Genomic DNA, 15,895 nt, shown 5'->3' with positions numbered 1-15,895 from the left:
CCCGTCCGGTCACGCGCGCCCGTCAGGAGCCGGCGCGGAAGTCGTAGCGCTCGAAGGTCTCCTGGTGCCGGGTGAACCGGTAGGTCGCCCAGTGCATCAGGACCACCGAGCCGTGCTCGTCCCGGGTCAGCCGGAGCAGCTCCCCCGCCTCCCGGCCGGAGACCGTGCGGAACACGTCCGGCCGCTCCGGCAGCGGGACGAAGACCGACGGCGGCTTGCCGGCCGGGTCGTCGGCGCCCCGGGCCCGCAGCTCGCCGTCGTGCCAGGAGAAGACGTACTCGAAACCCTCTCCCCACCAGCGGCCGAGCAGCCCGCGTACGCCCTCCGGGGCGGGCGGGCCCGGCTGCCACGGCGTGACGTCGGCGGGATCGTGCTCGGCCGCGGCGGCCAGCAGCCGGTGCGGCAGGTCGAGGACCTCGCCGGCGGTGCCGGAGGAGCCGAGCACCGCGACCCCCATCGCGCCGGGGGTGCCCTCCCCGCCCCGCCGGCCGTAGACGCCGGCCAGGAATCCGGGCATCGCGCCGTCGTGGCCGACGTGCATGATCCGCTCGCCCTGCGGCACCAGGATCAGCCCCAGCCCGAAGCCGCCGGCCCAGAGCGTCTCGTCGGTGACCGTCGCCGGCCAGCGCATCTCGTCGAGCGTGGCCGGGGCGAGCACGGCGCCGGCCGGGTCCAGCGCCGCCGGGTCGGCGAGGAAGGCCGCCCAGCGGGCCATGTCGGAGGCGGTGCTCCACAGCTGCGCCGCCGGACCGAGCGCCCCGAAGTCGGTCGGCGGCTCGGGGTGCGCCTCGTCGGAGTAGGCGTCGACCAGGAACCCCGTCGCGGCGTGCGGCCCGGGCGTCGTCGAGGTCCCGGCCAGCCCCAGCGGGGTCAGCACCCGCTCGCCGAGCACCTCCGCCCAGGTGCCGCCACGCAGGTGGCCGACGAGCCGGCCGAGCAGCGCCATGCCCAGGTTCGAGTAGTGGAAGCGGCGGCCCGGGGGCAGCACCCGCTCGGTCCGGGCCAGGTCGGCGACCAGCCCGTCGACGTCCGGCGTGCGCAGGGTGTCCCAGACGTCGCCGTACGGCTCGCGTTGCAGGCCGGCGGTGTGCGACAGCAGCCGACGCACCGTCAACTCGCCGTGCGCCGGCAGGTCCAGGTGCCGACCCAGCGGGTCGTCCAGGTCCAGCAGGCCGTCGTCGCGGCACTGGAGCGTCAGCACGGCGGTGAACGTCTTCGTGACCGACCCGATCCGGAACCGGGTGCCCGGCCCCAGCTCGGTGTCGTTGCCGGTCCCACCGACGGCGCACGTCCAGAGCGGACGGTCCGCGCGGTGCAGGGCCGCCGACACCGCCGGCACCCGGGCCTGGGCCTGGACCGTGCGCACCAGCCGGGACAGGCGGTCGCCGATCGGCGTCACGCGAGGTTCCGGGCCAGCATCGGGCCCAGTGGCGCCCCGCCGAGCACGTGCGCGTGCACGTGGAAGACCTCCTGACCGCCGTACGCGCCGGTGTTGAACATCAGCCGGAAGCCGTCGCCGAGCAGCCCCTCGTCCTCGGCCACCGCGGCAGCCGTGGCGAGGACCTCCCCGGCCAGCGCGGGATCGCCCTGGGCGAGCGTCGCCACGTCGGCGTAGTGCTCCTTCGGGATGACCAGCACGTGCACCGGCGCCTTCGGGCCGATGTCACGGAAGGCGAGCGTGGTGGCGGTTTCCCGGACGATCGTGGCCGGAATCTCCCCGGCGACGATCCGGCAGAACAGGCAGTCGGTTCCCATCCGGGCAGTGTAAGGAAGGGCACCCCGTCGACGCCCGCGCCGCGGTGGGGACCCTTCTCCACGACGCACCGGGCCGGCCCGGCATGATGGCCGGCGTGACTTCACGGGCGGTACTGGTGACGGGGGCCTCGCGCGGCATCGGGCGGGCGGTGGCGACCGCGTTCGCGGCAGGCGGCGACCGGGTGGCGATCCACCACCGGGACTCGGCGGAGCTGGCCGAGCGGCTACGCGCCGAACTGCCCGGCGAGGGGCACGTGGTGGTCCGCGCCGACCTCACCGACCCGGATGCCGTACGGGCCATGGTGGATCAGGCCGCCGACCTGCTCGGCGGGCTCGACGTGCTGGTCAACAACGCCGGGGTGTACGGCGAGCGGGACGCCCCGCACCCGGTCTTCGGCGCCTCCTACGAGCAGTGGCGCGCACGGTGGCGGCAGGTGCTGGAGACCAACCTGACCGGCGCGGGCAACGTCATCTGGTGCGCCGCGCAGCACATGCGCGACCGGGGCGGCCGGATCGTCAACGTCTCCTCCCGGGGGGCCTTCCGGGGCGAGCCGGAGCAGCCGGCGTACGGGGCGAGCAAGGCGGGGCTGAACGCCCTGGGGCAGTCGCTGGCGGTGGCCCTCGCCCCGTACGGCATCACGGTCGCCACGGTCGCCCCGGGCTTCGTCGAGACAAACATGACCACCGGGCACCTGAGCGGGGATCGGGGGGCCGCGATCCGGGCGCAGAGCCCGTTCAACCGGGTGGCCCGCCCCGAGGAGATCGCCGCCGCCGTGCACTGGCTCGCCTCCCCGCAGGCGGAGTGGGCCTCCGGCACCATCGTCGACCTCAACGGCGCGTCCTACCTCCGCACCTAACCCCCCGGACGGCGGGTCACCAGTGAGCCAGGCGGGTGGCGAGGACCGCTAGGGCGGCCACGCCGGCGGTGGACGTACGCAGCACCGAGGGCCCCAGGCGCACCGGGCGGGCGCCGACCTCGGTGAAGGCGGTCAGCTCGGCGTCGGCGATGCCGCCCTCCGGCCCCACCACCAGCACGATCTCACCGGCGGCGGGCAGCTCGACGGTGGTCAGCCGCTCACCCGCCTCCTCGTGCAGGACGAACGCCGCGGCGGCGCCGGCGATCCGGCGGGCCACCGTCGCGGTGGACTCGTCGGGTGCGCCGGCCACCACCGGCAGCCACGACCGGCGGGCCTGCTTCGCCGCCTCCCGGGCCGTGGCGACCCACTTCTCCCGTGCCCGTACGCCCCGGTCGCCGCGCCACTGCGCCACCGAGCGGGACGCCGCCCAGGGCACGATCTCGTCCACCCCGACCTCGGTCATCGCCTGCACGGCCAGCTCGCCCCGGTCGCCCTTGGCGATGCCCTGCACCACCACGAGGCGGGGGACGGACGCGTCGACGTACCCCCGGGAGGTGACCTCGAGGACGAGGGTGCCCTTGCCGACGGCCGTGATCACCGCGGACGCGGTGCCGCCCCGGCCGTCGGCGAGCAGCAGTTCCTCGCCGACGCGCAGCCGTTGCACGGTGGCGGCGTGGTGCCCCTCGGGGCCGCCCAGGGTGAGCTGGTCGACGGTGGGCAGCGACTCGACCAGGAACAGCGGCGCGGACACGACGATCAGGCTAGCCGCCCCGGCGGGCGCCGGGGCGGTCAGGCCGGGTCAGGCGTGGCCGTTGAAGGCGTCGCGCATCCGGGAGAAGAAGCCGCCCTGCTTGGTGAGCTCGGCGACCTCCTCGCCCCGGGTCTTGGCGAAGTCGCGCAGCATCTTCTCCTGGTCGGCGTCGAGCTTGGTGGGGGTACGCACGTCGAGGTGGACGTAGAGGTCGCCCCGGCCGGTGCCGCGCAGGTGCGGCACGCCCCGGGCGCGCAGCCGCAGGGTGCTGCCCGGCTGGGTGCCGGCCTTGACGTCGACCGTCTCCTCGCTGTCCAGCGTCTTGATGGTCAGCCGGGTGCCGAGGGCCGCCGCGGTCATCGGCACCGTGACCCGGCAGTGCAGGTCGTCGCCCTTGCGGGAGTAGACGTCGTGCGGCCGCTCGTGGATCTCCACGTAGAGGTCGCCGGCCGTGCCGCCGCCCGGGCCGACCTCGCCCTGCTGGGCGAGGCGGATGCGCATGCCGTCCTCGACACCGGCCGGGATCTTGACGGTCAGCGAACGTCGGGTGCGGACGCGGCCGTCGCCGGCGCAGGTCGGGCACGGGTGCGGGATGGTGGTGCCGTACCCCTGGCAGACCGTGCACGGCCGGGCGGAGACCACCTGACCGAGGAAGGTGCGCTGCACGGACTGCACCTCGCCCCGCCCGGCGCACGCCTCACAGGTGGCCAGGTGGGTGCCGGCCGCCGTGCCGGCGCCCGAGCAGGTGGTGCAGAGCACGGCGGTGTCGACGGTGATCGGCGCCTCGACGCCGAACGCGGTCTCGTGCAGGTCCAGCTCCAGCCGCAGGATCGCGTCCGCGCCGGGCCGGGTCCGCGGTCGCGGGCCCCGCGAACCGCCGGCCGCGCCGCCGAAGAACGCGTCCATGATGTCCTGGAAGCCGACGAACGGCCCGGCGCCGCCGGGGCCGCCCGGGCCACCCGCACCCCCGCCGCCGGGGGCGAGCGGGTCGCCGCCCAGGTCGACGATCTGCCGTTTCCGGTCGTCCGAGAGGACCTCGTACGCGGCGTTGATGTCCTTGAACTTCTCCTGTGCCTCCGGATCCGGATTCACGTCCGGGTGGAACTGCCGCGCCAACTTGCGGTAGGCGCGCTTGATCTCGTCGTCGGAGGCTTCCCGGCTCACCCCGAGAATGCCGTAGTAGTCCCTGGCCACTGCGTTCCGTGTCCTCATGTTCGTCTCGCGTTGCGCCGGTCGGCGGCCGGAGCCGGCCGTCGGCCCTGACTGGTCAGTTCTGGGCCAGCAGCTCGCCCACGTAGCGTGCCACGGCCCGCACCGTGGCGATGGTGCCGGGGTAGTCCATCCGGGTCGGCCCCAGCACGCCGAGGCCGCCTACGCTGGTCGTGCCCGGCCCGTAGCCGGTGCTGACCACCGAGGCGGCGCGCAGGTTGTCGATCTCGTTCTCGTCGCCGATCAGCACCCGCGTCGTGCTCGGCTCCGCCTCGCCGATGAGCTTGAGCATGACGACCTCCTCCTCCAGCGCCTCCAGGATGGGACGCAGGGAGCCCTGGAAGTCGAGCAGGCCACCGCGGGTGAGGTTGGCCGTGCCGGCCAGCGCGATCCGCTCCTCGTGCCGCTCGATCAGCGTTTCCAGCAGCACGGTGGAGAGGGTGGTCATCGCCGGCCGCAGGTGCGGCAGCGACTCCTCGACCAGCGCCTGCACCAGCGGCGGGGTCTCCGACAGCCGGGTGCCGACCAGCTTCTCGTTGACCAGCCGGCGCAGGTCCGTGACGTCGTCGGCGGGGATCGGCGCGGGCAGCTCGACCAGCCGCTGCTCGACCCGGCCGGTGTCGGCGATCATGACCAGCATCAGCCGGGTGGTGGAGATCGGCACCAGCTCCAGGTGGCGCACCGAGGAGCGGGCCAGGCTCGGGTACTGCACCACGGCGACCTGCCGGGTCAGTTGCGCCAGCAGCCGGACGGTGCGGTGCACCACGTCGTCGAGGTCGACGGCGCCGACCAGGAAACGCTCGATCGCCCGGCGCTCGGCCGGGCTGAGCGGCTTCACCCGGGACAGCCGGTCCACGAAGAGCCGGTAGCCCCGGTCGGTGGGCACCCGGCCGGCGCTGGTGTGCGGCTGGCGGATGTAGCCCTCCTCCTCCAGCACGGCCATGTCGTTGCGGACGGTCGCCGGTGAGACCCCCAGCTGGTGCCGCTCGACCAGCGCCTTGCTGCCGACGGGCTCCTGCGTGGCGACGTAGTCCTCGACGATCGCGCGCAGTACGGCGAGCTTGCGGTCGTCGAGACCCATTCTCCCCACCTCCTGTCGCACGTCGGCCCCGGCACGCGGGGGGCCGGGGCGGGCTGCTGGCACTCGACTGTAGCGAGTGCCAGTCTACGTCGGCGGGGCCGCCGGCGCGATGATCGACCTGGGGCGATCAGTCCGATCGGCGACCGTGCGGGCCCGCCGGACGGGCCCGGGGACCGGTCGTCCCACGCCGGTGTCACGCTGGTGCCGCCTTGCCGGCTGCCCCTACCGTGACCTCCATGACTGAACCACCTCGCCCTCCCGGAGCGGGGGACCCCGGCTTCCCGCCGGATCCGACCGCTCCGTCGGGGGTTCCCGGCCACGCCGGCTCCGGCGACCCCACCGCACCACTGTCCGGGGCACCCGGCCCGGGCAACCATCCTCCACCCGGTGACTATCCGCCGCCCACCGGCGACCAGCCGCCGTCGGGCGGCTACCCCCCGCCCGGTGACTATCCCCCGCCCGGTGGCTTCCCTCCGCCCGGCGGCTACGGCCCGCCGGGGGCCGGCTACCCGGCCGGTGGCGGCTACGGACCGCCGACGGGCGGCTACGCCAGCAACGACGACAAGAACTGGGCCCTGATCGCCCACTTCGGCGGCGCGGTCGGCGTGATCGTCGGCGGCGGCCTGCTCGGCTGGCTGGCGCCGCTCATCGCGCTGATGGCCCGGGGGCAGCAGTCGCCGACCGCCCGGGCGCACGCCGTCGCGGCGCTGAACTTCCAGCTCACCTGGATGATCGTCGGGGTGCTGAGCTGGGTGGTCACGCTGATCACCTGCGGGGTGCTGTTCTTCGTCCCGATGCTCGTCTGGCTGGTGCCGCTGATCTTCGGCATCGTCGGCGGGGTCAAGGCCAACGAGGGCGTGCTCTACCGCTACCCGATGACCTACGGCTTCACCAGGTGACCCGGGTCGGCCGCTCCCCCGGCCGGCCCCGGCACGCGGTTCACGGCAGCAGGTCACGGACGACCGCGTCGGCGAGCAGCCGGCCCCGCAGCGTCAGCACGGCCCGACCGGCCGCGTGTTCGTCGGCGACCAGCAGCCCGTCGGCGAGGGCCCGCGCGGCGCCGGCCCGACCGGCGTCGTCGAGGGCGGCCAGGGGCAGCCCGGAGGCGAGGCGCAGTCGGAGCATGACGTCCTCCATGTGCGCCTCGTCGGCGGTGAGCACCTCGCGGGCGAGGCCGGGCGACTCGCCGCCGGCCAGGCGCTTCGCGTACGTCGTGGGGTGCTTGACGTTCCACCAGCGCACGCCGCCGACGTGGCTGTGCGCCCCCGGGCCGAGGCCCCACCAGTCGGCGCCGGTCCAGTAGAGCAGGTTGTGCCGGCACCGGGCCGCCTCGTCGCGGGCCCAGTTCGACACCTCGTACCAGGACAGCCCGGCCGCGTCGAGGGCGGCCTCCGCGGCGAGGTAGCGGTCCGCGGCGACGTCGTCGGAGGGGTACGGCAGCTCGCCGCGCCGCATCCGGGCGGCCAGCCGCGTGCCGTCCTCCACGATCAGGGCGTACGCGCTGACGTGGTCCACCCCGGCGGCGACGACCTGGTCGAGGGAGGCGGCGAAGTCCGCCTCGGTCTCCCCCGGCGTGCCGTAGATCAGGTCCAGGTTGACGTGGTCGAACCCGGCGTCGCGCGCCTCGCGGGCGGCGGCGACGGCCCGGCCTGCGCTGTGCGTACGGTCGAGGATCGCCAGCACCCCCGGCGCGGCGGACTGCATGCCCAGCGAGATCCGGGTGTAGCCGGCGGCCCGCAGCGCCTTCAGCGACTCCGGCGTGACCGACTCCGGGTTGGCCTCGGTGGTCACCTCGGCGTCGGACGCGAGCCCCCAGGTGCGGTCGATGCCGTCGAGGATCCGGGCCAGGTCGTCGGCGGGGAGCAGGGTCGGGGTGCCGCCGCCGACGAAGACCGTGTCGACCCGGGACGGCGGCGCGTCGCCCAGCACCCGGCGGGCCAGCGCCAGCTCGGCCAGCACGGTGTCGGCGTAGTCCTCCCGGCCCGCCCCGCCGCCCAGCTCGGCGGCGGTGTACGTGTTGAAGTCGCAGTAGCCGCAGCGGCTGGCGCAGAACGGCACGTGCACGTACACGCCGAAGCCGCGCGCGCCAACGGCTCGGGTGGCGGTGGCGGGCAGCGAGCCGTCGACGGGGACGGTTTCGCCTTCTGGAAGGACGCCGGGCATGGCCACTAGTGTGCCCTTCCATGACCTCTCCCGACGTGCTCGTGCGGGCCGCCACGGCCCGTGGGGTGACCACCCTCACCCTGGACAGCCCGCACAACCGCAACGCGCTCTCCACGCCGCTGATGACCCAGCTGCTGGCCGGCCTCGCCGAGGCGGTCGCCGACGACTCCGTACGCGTGATCGTGCTCGACCACACGGGCCCGGTCTTCTGTTCCGGGGCGGACCTGAAGGAGACGGCCGCCGCGTACGCCAGCGGGACCGTGCCGGCCGGGATGCTCGGCGACGTGCTCGCGGCGGTCTGGGAGTGCCCGAAGCCGGTGGTGGCGAAGGTGGCCGGCCCGGCCCGGGCGGGCGGCCTCGGCCTCATCGCGGCGGCGGACCTGGCGGTGTGCGCGCGGGAGGCGACGTTCGCCTTCACCGAGGTGCGGATCGGCGTGGTGCCGGCGGTGATCTCCGCGACCGTGCTGCCCCGCCTGCACCCCCGCGCATCGGCCGAGCTCTACCTGACCGGCGACACCTTCGACGGCCGGCGGGCGGCCGAGATCGGCCTGGTCACCGCCGCCGTGCCGGCGGACGGACTGGACGCGGCGGTTGCGGGGTACTGCGACTCTCTGGTGCGGGGGGCACCGGGCGCGCTGGCCGGGGCGAAGCAGTTGCTGCGCCGGCCGCCCGCCACGGACCTGCGGGCGGAGATCGCCGGCCTGTCCACCCTCTCGACCGGGTACTTCCTGTCGGAGGAGGGACGCGAGGGCGTCCTGGCGTTCCGGGAGAAGCGGCCGGCGAGCTGGGTGCCGACCGACGGCGACGCCGCCTCGGGCGCCGACCGGTAACGCCGGGGGGCGCGTCGCGCCGGGCGGTCGCGGAGAACCGGTCGGACGACCCGGAAGGCACCACGAGGGACGTACGCTTGTCGGACTGTCGATCAGGGGGTGTGGGTGCGTACTCGGGCAGTCGTGGCGGGCGGCGTCGTCCTCGTCGTCCTCGCCGCGGTCGGGATCTGGATCGTCATCCGGCAGATGGGCGGGCAGTTGCGCCTCCCCCTGGCCAGCCGGACCTGCACGGTGCAGGCGGACGGGCGGGTGGCCCTGGACCCCGACCAGATGGCCAACGCGGCGACGATCGCGGCCATCGGCATCCAGCGGAAGATGCCCGAGCGGGCCGTCGTCGTGGCGCTGGCCACCGCCTACCAGGAATCCGGCCTGCGCAACCTCGCCGGTGGCGACCGCGACTCGGTCGGGCTGTTCCAGCAGCGCCCCAGTCAGGGTTGGGGCACCCCGGAGCAGATCCGCGACCCCCGGTACGCGGCCAGGAAGTTCTACGCCGCGCTGAAGAAGGTGCGCGGCTGGGAGCAGATGCGGGTCACCGACGCGGCGCAGAAGGTGCAGCGCTCGGCCTTCCCGGAGGCGTACCAGAAGTGGGCGGACGAGTCCGAGGTGCTGACCCGGGCCCTCGTCGGGCACGCCACCGGCGCGGTCGCCTGCACGGTGGGCCGCGACCCGGCGATGCGCGGCGAGGCCGCGGCGAGCGCGCTGACCCGCGGCCTGTCGTTGGACTGGGGCCTGGCCGGCGCGAGCACCGCGGCGGACCTGACGGGCCTGACGGTCCCGGCCGCCGACGAGCTGCGGGGCTGGCGGTACGCGCACTGGCTGGTCTCCCACGCCCAGGACCACGGCGTCAAGCGGGTCCGCTTCGGCGACCTGGAGTGGACGGCCCGCGACGGCACCTGGAACCGGACCGACGACACGCCGGCCACCGGGCGGGTCGTCGCGGAGGTCTTCGCCGAGGCGTAGTGGCCCCGATCTCCTTACCGGCAGTCACCGCGCAAACCGGCATTCCCCGCGATAACCCCCGACACGCATCGAAGCTGTGACCGATCGTCACCGTGCCGCTCCCTACAGTCCGGACAACGGTCGCATATCGTGCTGGGCAGTGTCCCGCCCCGAAACCAGCGGGTTACGATCGGCGGCCTGTGCCAGCAATGGTTTCGCCTCATGGGGAGGGGTACGTCGAGGTGTTCGACTACGGCGACCGGACCGGTTACGAACCGATCAGTGACACCGACCGCAAGGAGTTCCACGAGCAGGGCTTCCTCCTGCTGCGCAACGTGCTGACGGAGGACCACCGGGCGGCGCTGGAGGCGGCGGTGGACCGCGTCTACGCCGAGGAGAAGGCGAAGGGCACCACCACCAAGGACGGCACCCTGCACCTGCTGGGCTTCCTGGAGCGCGACGAGCTGTTCGGCGACCTGCTGACCCACCCGATCGCCTTCCCGTACATGTGGGGCCTGGCCGGCTGGAACATCTACACCCACCACAACCACCTGGACGTCACCCCGCCGGCGGCGGAGCCGGAGAAGCCCTACTGGGGCTGGCACCAGGACGGGTACCGGCAGAACTCGGACCCGGAGACGATGGACCCGAACCTGCCCCGGCCGATGTTCTCGCTCAAGGTGGCCTACGTCCTGTCCGACCTGTCGGAGAAGGGCCGGGGCGCCACCAAGGTGATCCCGGGCAGCCACCTGTGGAACTCGCTGCCCCGCCCGGAGGACACCTCCGTGCACAACCCGGACCCGGAGGGCACGGTGGAGATCACCGCCAACCCCGGTGACGCCTTCATCTTCGACCGCCGCCAGTGGCACTCGCGGTCGACCAACCTGTCGACCATCACCCGCAAGATGCTCTTCGTCGGCTACACCTACCGGTGGATCCGACCGCTGGACGAGCTGCACATCGACAAGGACGGCGAGTGGTGGGCCAACCGCACGCCGGTGCAGCGCCAGCTCTGCGGTGAGGGCACCCACACCGCCAACTACTGGGGCATCAACTGGGACGGCTACATCGACGACGAGATCCCGCTGCGCAAGGAGCTCAAGCAGCGCGGTCTGCTCGACCGCAGCGTGCCCTGGCTGCGCTGACCCGGTCACCCGGCGCGCGCCGGGCCGACGTCGGACGGGCCCCCTCCCCCACGGGACGGGGCCCGTTCCCGTTCATCCGCCCGCCGTCAGCTGCGGCCGGCGAGCCGGCGGCGCGCCTTCTCCCGGAGCCCGTCCGGCAGGTCGGGCGCGTCGAGCAGCCGGGGCAGCAGCTCCGGCTCCAGGCTCAACGCCCGGAACACCTCGCCGATCGTCACCCCGTGCGCGGGCCGCTCCACCACCTCGACCGGGTCCCCCGCGCCGACCTCCCCCTCGCGCAGCACCCGCAGGTACGCCCCGGGCGTCGCCCGCGCCGTGAACCGTTTGATCAGGTCGGGCACGCCCCAGAAGCCGGCGAAGGTGGTGCACGGCGTGCGCGGCTTGGTCACCTGGAGCAGCGCCGACCCGACCGCCCACTGCTCGCCGATCACGGCGCCCGTCACGTCCACCGCGTACGTGGTCAGGTTCTCCCCGAAGCCGCCGGGGCGGATGCTGCGGCCCATCTCCCCCGCCCACCAGGCCGCGTCCTCCTCGGCGTACGCGTAGACCGCCTGGTCCGGACCGCCGTGGTGGGCGCGTTCGCCGATGAAGTCGCCGGCCACCCCGTCCGCGCGCAGCAGCACCGGGCCGTCGACCGGCCGCTTGTCGATGCCGCTGCGACCGCTCGCGTCGCCCGCCCATTCCGCCTCGGTCACGCCGCCGAGGTTCACCGAAGCCAGCCTGCCCGTCATGGCGGTCAGCCTAGCCCGCGGCCGGGACGCCCCCGACACGCGAGGAAGGGCCCTCGTGGACGAGAGCCCTTCCTCGCGTGTCCTCGTGCGGGCGTCAGCCCTTGCCAGCTCCGGGTGCGGGCGTCAGCCCTTGACGGCTCCGGCCACCAGCCCGGAGACCATCCGCCGCTGCACCAGCAGGAAGAAGACGATCACCGGCAGGGTGAACAGCGTGGAGGCGGCCATCACCGGGCCCCAGGCGGTGTCGTCGCGGCCGAAGAAGAACGTCATCGCGACCGGCAGGGTGTAGCTCTCCTGGTCGTTGATGAAGGTCAGCGCGAAGATCAGCTCGTTCCAGGCGGTGATGAACGAGAAGATGCTCGTGGCCACCAGCCCGGGCGCCACCAGCGGGAACAGGACCTTGCGGAAGGTCTGCGCCCGGCTGGCCCCGTCGATGGCGGCGGCCTCCTCCAACTCCTTGGGCACCGCGGCGACGAAGCCGCGCAGCATCCAGACCGCGAACGGCAGCGAGAAGCCGAGATAGGTGAGGATCAGGCTGGGCAGGGTGTTGTAGAGCCCGAGCCGCTGGATCATCAGGAACAGCGGGATGACCAGCGCCTCCAGCGGGATCATCTGCACCACCAGCAGCATGATCAGGAAGGTGGTCCGCAGCTTGAACCGGAACCGGGCCACGGCGGTGGCGGCCAGCAGCGCCACCAGGCCGCTGAGCACCACGGTGGAGACCGCGACCAGCGCGCTGTTGAGGAAGAAGTCGGCGAAGGTGACGCCCGGGATGAGGTTCCCGGTGAGGATCTGCCGGTAGTGCTCCAGGGTCGGCTCGGTGGGCACCGGCCGGGGGGTGGACGAGAAGATCTCCGAACTCGGCTTCAGCGAGGTCGCGATCATCCAGTAGACCGGGAACGCGGCGAAGAGCGCCACCAGCAGACCCGCGCCGTTGAGCGCGAGCCGCTTCGCGCCCCCGCCGCCTCCACGTCGCGTCACGCGTCCTCCTCCTGCTTGAGCACCATGCGGACGTACAGGCCGGTCACCACCAGCAGGATCAGGGTGAGGATCACCGCGATCGCGGCGCCGAGACCGTACTTCGGCGGGGGCGAGAACGCCTCCGCGTACGAGTAGATGGAGAGCATGAACGTCGGCCGGTCCTGCGTGCCGCCGGCCAGCACGAACTGCTGGGTGAAGACCTTGAAGTCCCAGATCGTGGAGAGCACGATCAGGATCCCGAAGACCGGCCGCAGCAGCGGAAAGGTGATCTTCCAGAACACCTTCCACGGTCCGGCCCCGTCGACCCGGGCCGCCTCGTGCAGCTCGCTCGGCACGCTCTTGAGCCCGGCCAGCACGCTGACCGCGATGAACGGGAACGAGTGCCAGACCACCACCAGCGTCAGGATCGAGAAGAACAGCAGGGGCGAGTTGAACCAGCCGTAGCCGGTCCAGTCACTGCGTCCGAACACGCTCTGCGACAGCCCGTCGGGCAGGGCGTTGAACGCCCAGGTGACCAGGCCACTGGTGTCGTCGAAGATCCACTTCCAGACGATCGTGCCGGTCAGCGCCGGGGTGGCCCAGGCGAGCATCACGCAACTCGCCACGAAGGTGGCCATCCGCTTGCCGAGCCGGTTGAGCAGCAGCCCGACCAGGGTGCCGAGGATCATCGTGAGCACGACGTTGGCCACGGCGAAGAGGACGGTGTTGCGCAGCACCGTCAGGAAGAACGGGTCGCTGATGATCTCGGCGTAGTTGCCGAGGCCAACCCACGGCCACTCGCGGTCGCCGCGCAGCTGTCGGACGTTGTTGAGCTGGTGGAAGGACATCACCACCACCTGGCCGAGCGGCCAGAGCAGCAGCACGCCGATGATCACCAGGCAGGGCAGGAGCAGCAGGTAGGGCAGGCGGTCCACCCGGCGACGCCGCCGCGCGGGGGTCTCCCGCGCGGCGGCCGTCTCCGGCGCCTCGGTCAGCGTGGTCACTTGGCGTTGAGGATGCTTTCCATCTCCGCGGCCGCGTCGGCGGTAGCCTTCTCGACCGTCTTCTGACCCTTCATGACCGAGCTGTTCATCGCCTGGGTCACCGTCTTGGTCCGGCTGACCTCGACCCATTTGGGGGTGAGCGGCGTGAGCTTGGTGTTCTGCATCGTGGTGGCGAACGCCGCCATGATCTTGTCGCTGGCGTACTTGTCGCCACCGACGAGGTCCTTGTAGACCGGGAAGAAGCCGAGGCTGTCGGCGAACGCCTGGTCGTTCTTCTTGTTCAGCAGCACGGTCAGGTAGTCCCAGGCGAGATCCTGCCGCTCGCTGTCCTTCCAGATCGCGACGTCGGAGCCGCCGGCGAAGCCCGGCGCCGCCTTGCCGTCGGGGCCGGGGATGGGGAAGGTGCCCCAGACCTTCTCGATCTCCGGGTTGTCCTTCTTGATGGCGCCCTGCTGCCAGCTACCGGCGAAGGCCATCGCCGCCTTGCCGGTGGCGAACTGCGTCCGGGCGTCGATCTCGTTCCAGCCCGCGGCGGCCGGCGGGGCCACCTTGTGCACGGTCACCAGGTCGGTCCAGAACTTCACGGCCTTCTGCGCCTCCGGCGTGTTGTAGCCGGACTTCCAGGAGCCGCCCTGCTGCGTCGCGATCTCCGCGCCGGCGCCCCACAGGAACGAGTAGAAGGGCAGCTCGGAGTTGCCGGGCAGCGCGATGCCGTAGGTGCCCGGCTTCTTGGCCTGCACGGTCTTGGCGGCGGAGACCAGTTCCTCCCAGTTCGTCGGCGGCTTCACGCCCGCCTCGGCGAACCAGTCGGTGCGGTAGTACATGCCCCGGACGCCGGCGTACCACGGCACGCCGTACTGCTTGCCGTCGAGCTGGGCGTTCTTGACCAGGTCGGGGAGGATGTCCTTGCCCTCGGTCCAACCGTTCATCCGGTCGGTCACGTCGGCCAGCGCCTCCTGCGCCGCCCAGCCCTGGGTCTCGGTGTTGCCCAGCTCGGTGACGTCCGGCCCCTCGCCACCGGCGAGCGCGGCCTGGAACTTCTTCGGCGCCTCGAGCCAGGGGATGTACTGGACCACCACGTCAGTGTCCGGGTGCTTCTGCCGGAACTCGGTCTCGACGCCGTCGAGGAACTTGGTCTGCGCCTCGCTGCCCTCGCCCATCATCCAGACCGTCAGCTTGCTGTTGTCGGCGGCCTTTTCGTCATCGGAGCCACCGCAACCGGCCAGGACCATCGCGGCCGAGGCCACGACGGCGGTGACCGGGGCCAGCCGCTTCCACCTGTTCACGCCACATCTCCCTCGCGCCGCTTGGCACTAACCTTCTCCGCCGCACCTTAGTAGGAAAAAATCCTTTACGACAGTGGGCGGTCGGCGAAAGAGAGGCGACGGTACCGCAGCGGATCGATCATGCGCGGCCGGGCGGAGGGCGAAACCGGGCGCGCCGAGACGATCAGGGCGTACGCGAACGGGCGCCCGACCTGTCCGGTCGGGCGCCCGTCGAGCGGTAGGGGGATTACCGGTGGGTGACGCTGCGGCGACGACCCACACCGGCCACCAGGGCCACGGCGATCGCGGCCAGCACGACCTGGACCAGCAGCTCGCCCCAGTCGATGCCGGCGGTCGAGGTCGCGATACCCATCGCCCGGGCCAGCACGGTACCCAGCAGCGCGGCGCCCACACCGATCAGCATGTGCAGCCACATCGGCATGTTCTGGCGGCCCGGCACGAGCAGGCGACCCAGAGCGCCGACAATGAGACCAACGATGAGCGCGGTGACGATGCCCCAAACGGTGAGCTCCATGTCGCCCTCCTCCTTGAAAGAATCAGTTCCACGATCTGTGGTGTTCCTGTCGTGACCGCTAAGTTCCCGACCCGCCGAAATTCCAAACCGACTTTCCGGGGCACCGGTTCGACACATGCCCAGACCGGACTTCCGGCACCGCCGCAGCGCTGCCACGTCCGCCGGGACCGGGCGGACGGACGCCCGGGGCTGCCGCGAGGGGCCCCGGGCGGACGCGAACGGGCGCCCGACCTGTCCGGTCGGGCGCCCGTCGAGCGGTAGGGGGATTACCGGTGGGTGACGCTGCGGCGACGACCCACACCGGCCACCAGGGCCACGGCGATCGCGGCCAGCACGACCTGGACCAGCAGCTCGCCCCAGTCGATGCCGGCGGTCGAGGTCGCGATACCCATCGCCCGGGCCAGCACGGTACCCAGCAGCGCGGCGCCCACACCGATCAGCATGTGCAGCCACATCGGCATGTTCTGGCGGCCCGGCACGAGCAGGCGACCCAGAGCGCCGACGATAAGACCAACGATGAGCGCGGTGACGATGCCCCAAACGGTGAGCTCCACGTCGCCCTCCTCCTTCTATAAGAATCAGTTCCCACTGTCCGTGGTGTTCCTGTCGTGACCGCTAAGTTCCCGACCCGCCGAAAACCCAAACCGGTCCGACCGACGAGGACGACGTCGTA

At 72.7% G+C, this 15,895-nt stretch carries 17 protein-coding genes; 5 read left to right on the top strand and 12 right to left on the bottom strand.

The window, feature by feature from the left end; all coding sequences use genetic code 11:
- Positions 1 to 22 precede the first annotated feature (22 nt).
- Both AB0883_RS29325 and AB0883_RS29320 read right to left on the bottom strand, forming a co-directional pair.
- The gene (locus AB0883_RS29325) at positions 23 to 1,399 is read right to left on the bottom strand and encodes a serine hydrolase domain-containing protein (RefSeq protein ID WP_366644529.1); all 1,377 of its coding nucleotides are present in this window, start codon (positions 1,397 to 1,399) and stop codon (positions 23 to 25) included.
- Positions 1,396 to 1,755, bottom strand: a complete 360-nt coding sequence (locus AB0883_RS29320) for a histidine triad nucleotide-binding protein (protein ID WP_357871942.1) — start codon at positions 1,753 to 1,755, stop codon at positions 1,396 to 1,398. Before AB0883_RS29320 ends, AB0883_RS29325 begins: the two co-directional genes overlap by 4 nt.
- Positions 1,756 to 1,850: 95 nt before the next feature.
- On the opposite strand from AB0883_RS29320, the gene AB0883_RS29315 reads away from it, so the two are divergent.
- Positions 1,851 to 2,612 carry an SDR family oxidoreductase gene (locus AB0883_RS29315; RefSeq protein ID WP_366644528.1) on the top strand — a complete coding sequence of 254 codons (762 nt, stop codon included), beginning with the start codon at positions 1,851 to 1,853 and terminating at the stop codon, positions 2,610 to 2,612.
- A gap of 16 nt (positions 2,613 to 2,628) precedes the next feature.
- Here the strand turns inward: AB0883_RS29315 and AB0883_RS29310 are convergent, their stop codons facing one another.
- The 3 genes from AB0883_RS29310 to hrcA form a co-directional block, all read right to left on the bottom strand.
- Positions 2,629 to 3,363 carry a 16S rRNA (uracil(1498)-N(3))-methyltransferase gene (locus AB0883_RS29310; RefSeq protein ID WP_366644527.1) on the bottom strand — a complete coding sequence of 245 codons (735 nt, stop codon included), beginning with the start codon at positions 3,361 to 3,363 and terminating at the stop codon, positions 2,629 to 2,631.
- A 48-nt stretch (positions 3,364 to 3,411) separates the two neighbouring features.
- Positions 3,412 to 4,557: a molecular chaperone DnaJ gene (gene dnaJ / locus AB0883_RS29305; RefSeq protein ID WP_192581261.1), complete on the bottom strand. Its 1,146-nt coding sequence runs from the start codon at positions 4,555 to 4,557 to the stop codon at positions 3,412 to 3,414.
- A gap of 73 nt (positions 4,558 to 4,630) precedes the next feature.
- Positions 4,631 to 5,653 (bottom strand): heat-inducible transcriptional repressor HrcA, encoded by a 1,023-nt coding sequence (gene hrcA, locus AB0883_RS29300; protein WP_366644526.1) that lies wholly within the window; start codon positions 5,651 to 5,653, stop codon positions 4,631 to 4,633.
- Between the two features lie 236 nt (positions 5,654 to 5,889).
- On the opposite strand from hrcA, the gene AB0883_RS29295 reads away from it, so the two are divergent.
- Positions 5,890 to 6,552 carry a DUF4870 domain-containing protein gene (locus AB0883_RS29295; protein WP_366644525.1) on the top strand — a complete coding sequence of 221 codons (663 nt, stop codon included), beginning with the start codon at positions 5,890 to 5,892 and terminating at the stop codon, positions 6,550 to 6,552.
- Positions 6,553 to 6,592: 40 nt separating this feature from the next.
- On the opposite strand, the gene hemW is transcribed toward AB0883_RS29295, so the two are convergent.
- Entirely contained in the window at positions 6,593 to 7,816 is a 1,224-nt protein-coding gene (gene hemW, locus AB0883_RS29290) for a radical SAM family heme chaperone HemW (protein WP_366644524.1), read from the bottom strand.
- Between the two features lie 20 nt (positions 7,817 to 7,836).
- On the opposite strand from hemW, the gene AB0883_RS29285 reads away from it, so the two are divergent.
- The 3 genes from AB0883_RS29285 to AB0883_RS29275 all read left to right on the top strand — a co-directional run bounded on the left by AB0883_RS29285 (position 7,837) and on the right by AB0883_RS29275 (position 10,730).
- Entirely contained in the window at positions 7,837 to 8,646 is an 810-nt protein-coding gene (locus AB0883_RS29285) for an enoyl-CoA hydratase-related protein (protein ID WP_366644523.1), read from the top strand.
- Positions 8,647 to 8,745: 99 nt separating this feature from the next.
- Positions 8,746 to 9,606 (top strand): hypothetical protein, encoded by an 861-nt coding sequence (locus AB0883_RS29280; protein ID WP_366644522.1) that lies wholly within the window; start codon positions 8,746 to 8,748, stop codon positions 9,604 to 9,606.
- Between the two features lie 188 nt (positions 9,607 to 9,794).
- Entirely contained in the window at positions 9,795 to 10,730 is a 936-nt protein-coding gene (locus AB0883_RS29275) for a phytanoyl-CoA dioxygenase family protein (protein ID WP_121400220.1), read from the top strand.
- Between the two features lie 86 nt (positions 10,731 to 10,816).
- On the opposite strand, the gene AB0883_RS29270 is transcribed toward AB0883_RS29275, so the two are convergent.
- The 6 genes from AB0883_RS29270 to AB0883_RS29245 all read right to left on the bottom strand — a co-directional run bounded on the left by AB0883_RS29270 (position 10,817) and on the right by AB0883_RS29245 (position 15,776).
- A complete protein-coding gene (locus AB0883_RS29270) occupies positions 10,817 to 11,458 on the bottom strand; it encodes an MOSC domain-containing protein (protein ID WP_366644521.1) in 642 nt (213 codons plus the stop codon).
- A gap of 123 nt (positions 11,459 to 11,581) precedes the next feature.
- A complete protein-coding gene (locus tag AB0883_RS29265) occupies positions 11,582 to 12,439 on the bottom strand; it encodes a carbohydrate ABC transporter permease (RefSeq protein ID WP_366644520.1) in 858 nt (285 codons plus the stop codon).
- On the bottom strand, positions 12,436 to 13,422 hold the full coding sequence (locus AB0883_RS29260; RefSeq protein ID WP_366644519.1) for a sugar ABC transporter permease: 987 nt from the start codon (positions 13,420 to 13,422) through the stop codon (positions 12,436 to 12,438). The genes AB0883_RS29265 and AB0883_RS29260 overlap by 4 nt, the downstream gene beginning before the upstream one ends.
- Positions 13,419 to 14,708 (bottom strand): sugar ABC transporter substrate-binding protein, encoded by a 1,290-nt coding sequence (locus AB0883_RS29255; protein WP_366644518.1) that lies wholly within the window; start codon positions 14,706 to 14,708, stop codon positions 13,419 to 13,421. The genes AB0883_RS29260 and AB0883_RS29255 overlap by 4 nt, the downstream gene beginning before the upstream one ends.
- A gap of 226 nt (positions 14,709 to 14,934) precedes the next feature.
- Positions 14,935 to 15,222: a GlsB/YeaQ/YmgE family stress response membrane protein gene (locus AB0883_RS29250; protein WP_088998878.1), complete on the bottom strand. Its 288-nt coding sequence runs from the start codon at positions 15,220 to 15,222 to the stop codon at positions 14,935 to 14,937.
- A 266-nt stretch (positions 15,223 to 15,488) separates the two neighbouring features.
- Complete coding sequence (locus tag AB0883_RS29245; protein WP_088998878.1) at positions 15,489 to 15,776, bottom strand: GlsB/YeaQ/YmgE family stress response membrane protein; 288 nt, start codon at positions 15,774 to 15,776, stop codon at positions 15,489 to 15,491.
- Positions 15,777 to 15,895: the final 119 nt, after the last annotated feature.

Source organism: Micromonospora sp. NPDC047812 (genome assembly GCF_040704175.1).
In the GTDB taxonomy this organism is placed as follows: domain Bacteria; phylum Actinomycetota; class Actinomycetes; order Mycobacteriales; family Micromonosporaceae; genus Micromonospora.
The sequence above is the reverse complement of the archived record's forward strand: the minus strand, read 5'-3'. Positions and strand labels throughout refer to the sequence as shown.

Bases quoted from the DNA above. Each gene is read 5' to 3' on its own strand.
- AB0883_RS29320 (WP_357871942.1), bottom strand. From the start codon at position 1,755: ATGGGAACCGACTGCCTGTTCTGCCGGATCGTCGCCGGGGAGATTCCG.
- AB0883_RS29250 (WP_088998878.1), bottom strand. From the start codon at position 15,222: ATGGAGCTCACCGTTTGGGGCATCGTCACCGCGCTCATCGTTGGTCTC.
- hrcA (WP_366644526.1), bottom strand. From the start codon at position 5,653: ATGGGTCTCGACGACCGCAAGCTCGCCGTACTGCGCGCGATCGTCGAG.
- AB0883_RS29295 (WP_366644525.1), top strand. From the start codon at position 5,890: ATGACTGAACCACCTCGCCCTCCCGGAGCGGGGGACCCCGGCTTCCCG.
- AB0883_RS29270 (WP_366644521.1), bottom strand. From the start codon at position 11,458: ATGACGGGCAGGCTGGCTTCGGTGAACCTCGGCGGCGTGACCGAGGCG.
- AB0883_RS29285 (WP_366644523.1), top strand. From the start codon at position 7,837: ATGACCTCTCCCGACGTGCTCGTGCGGGCCGCCACGGCCCGTGGGGTG.
- hemW (WP_366644524.1), bottom strand. From the start codon at position 7,816: ATGCCCGGCGTCCTTCCAGAAGGCGAAACCGTCCCCGTCGACGGCTCG.
- AB0883_RS29275 (WP_121400220.1), top strand. From the start codon at position 9,795: ATGGTTTCGCCTCATGGGGAGGGGTACGTCGAGGTGTTCGACTACGGC.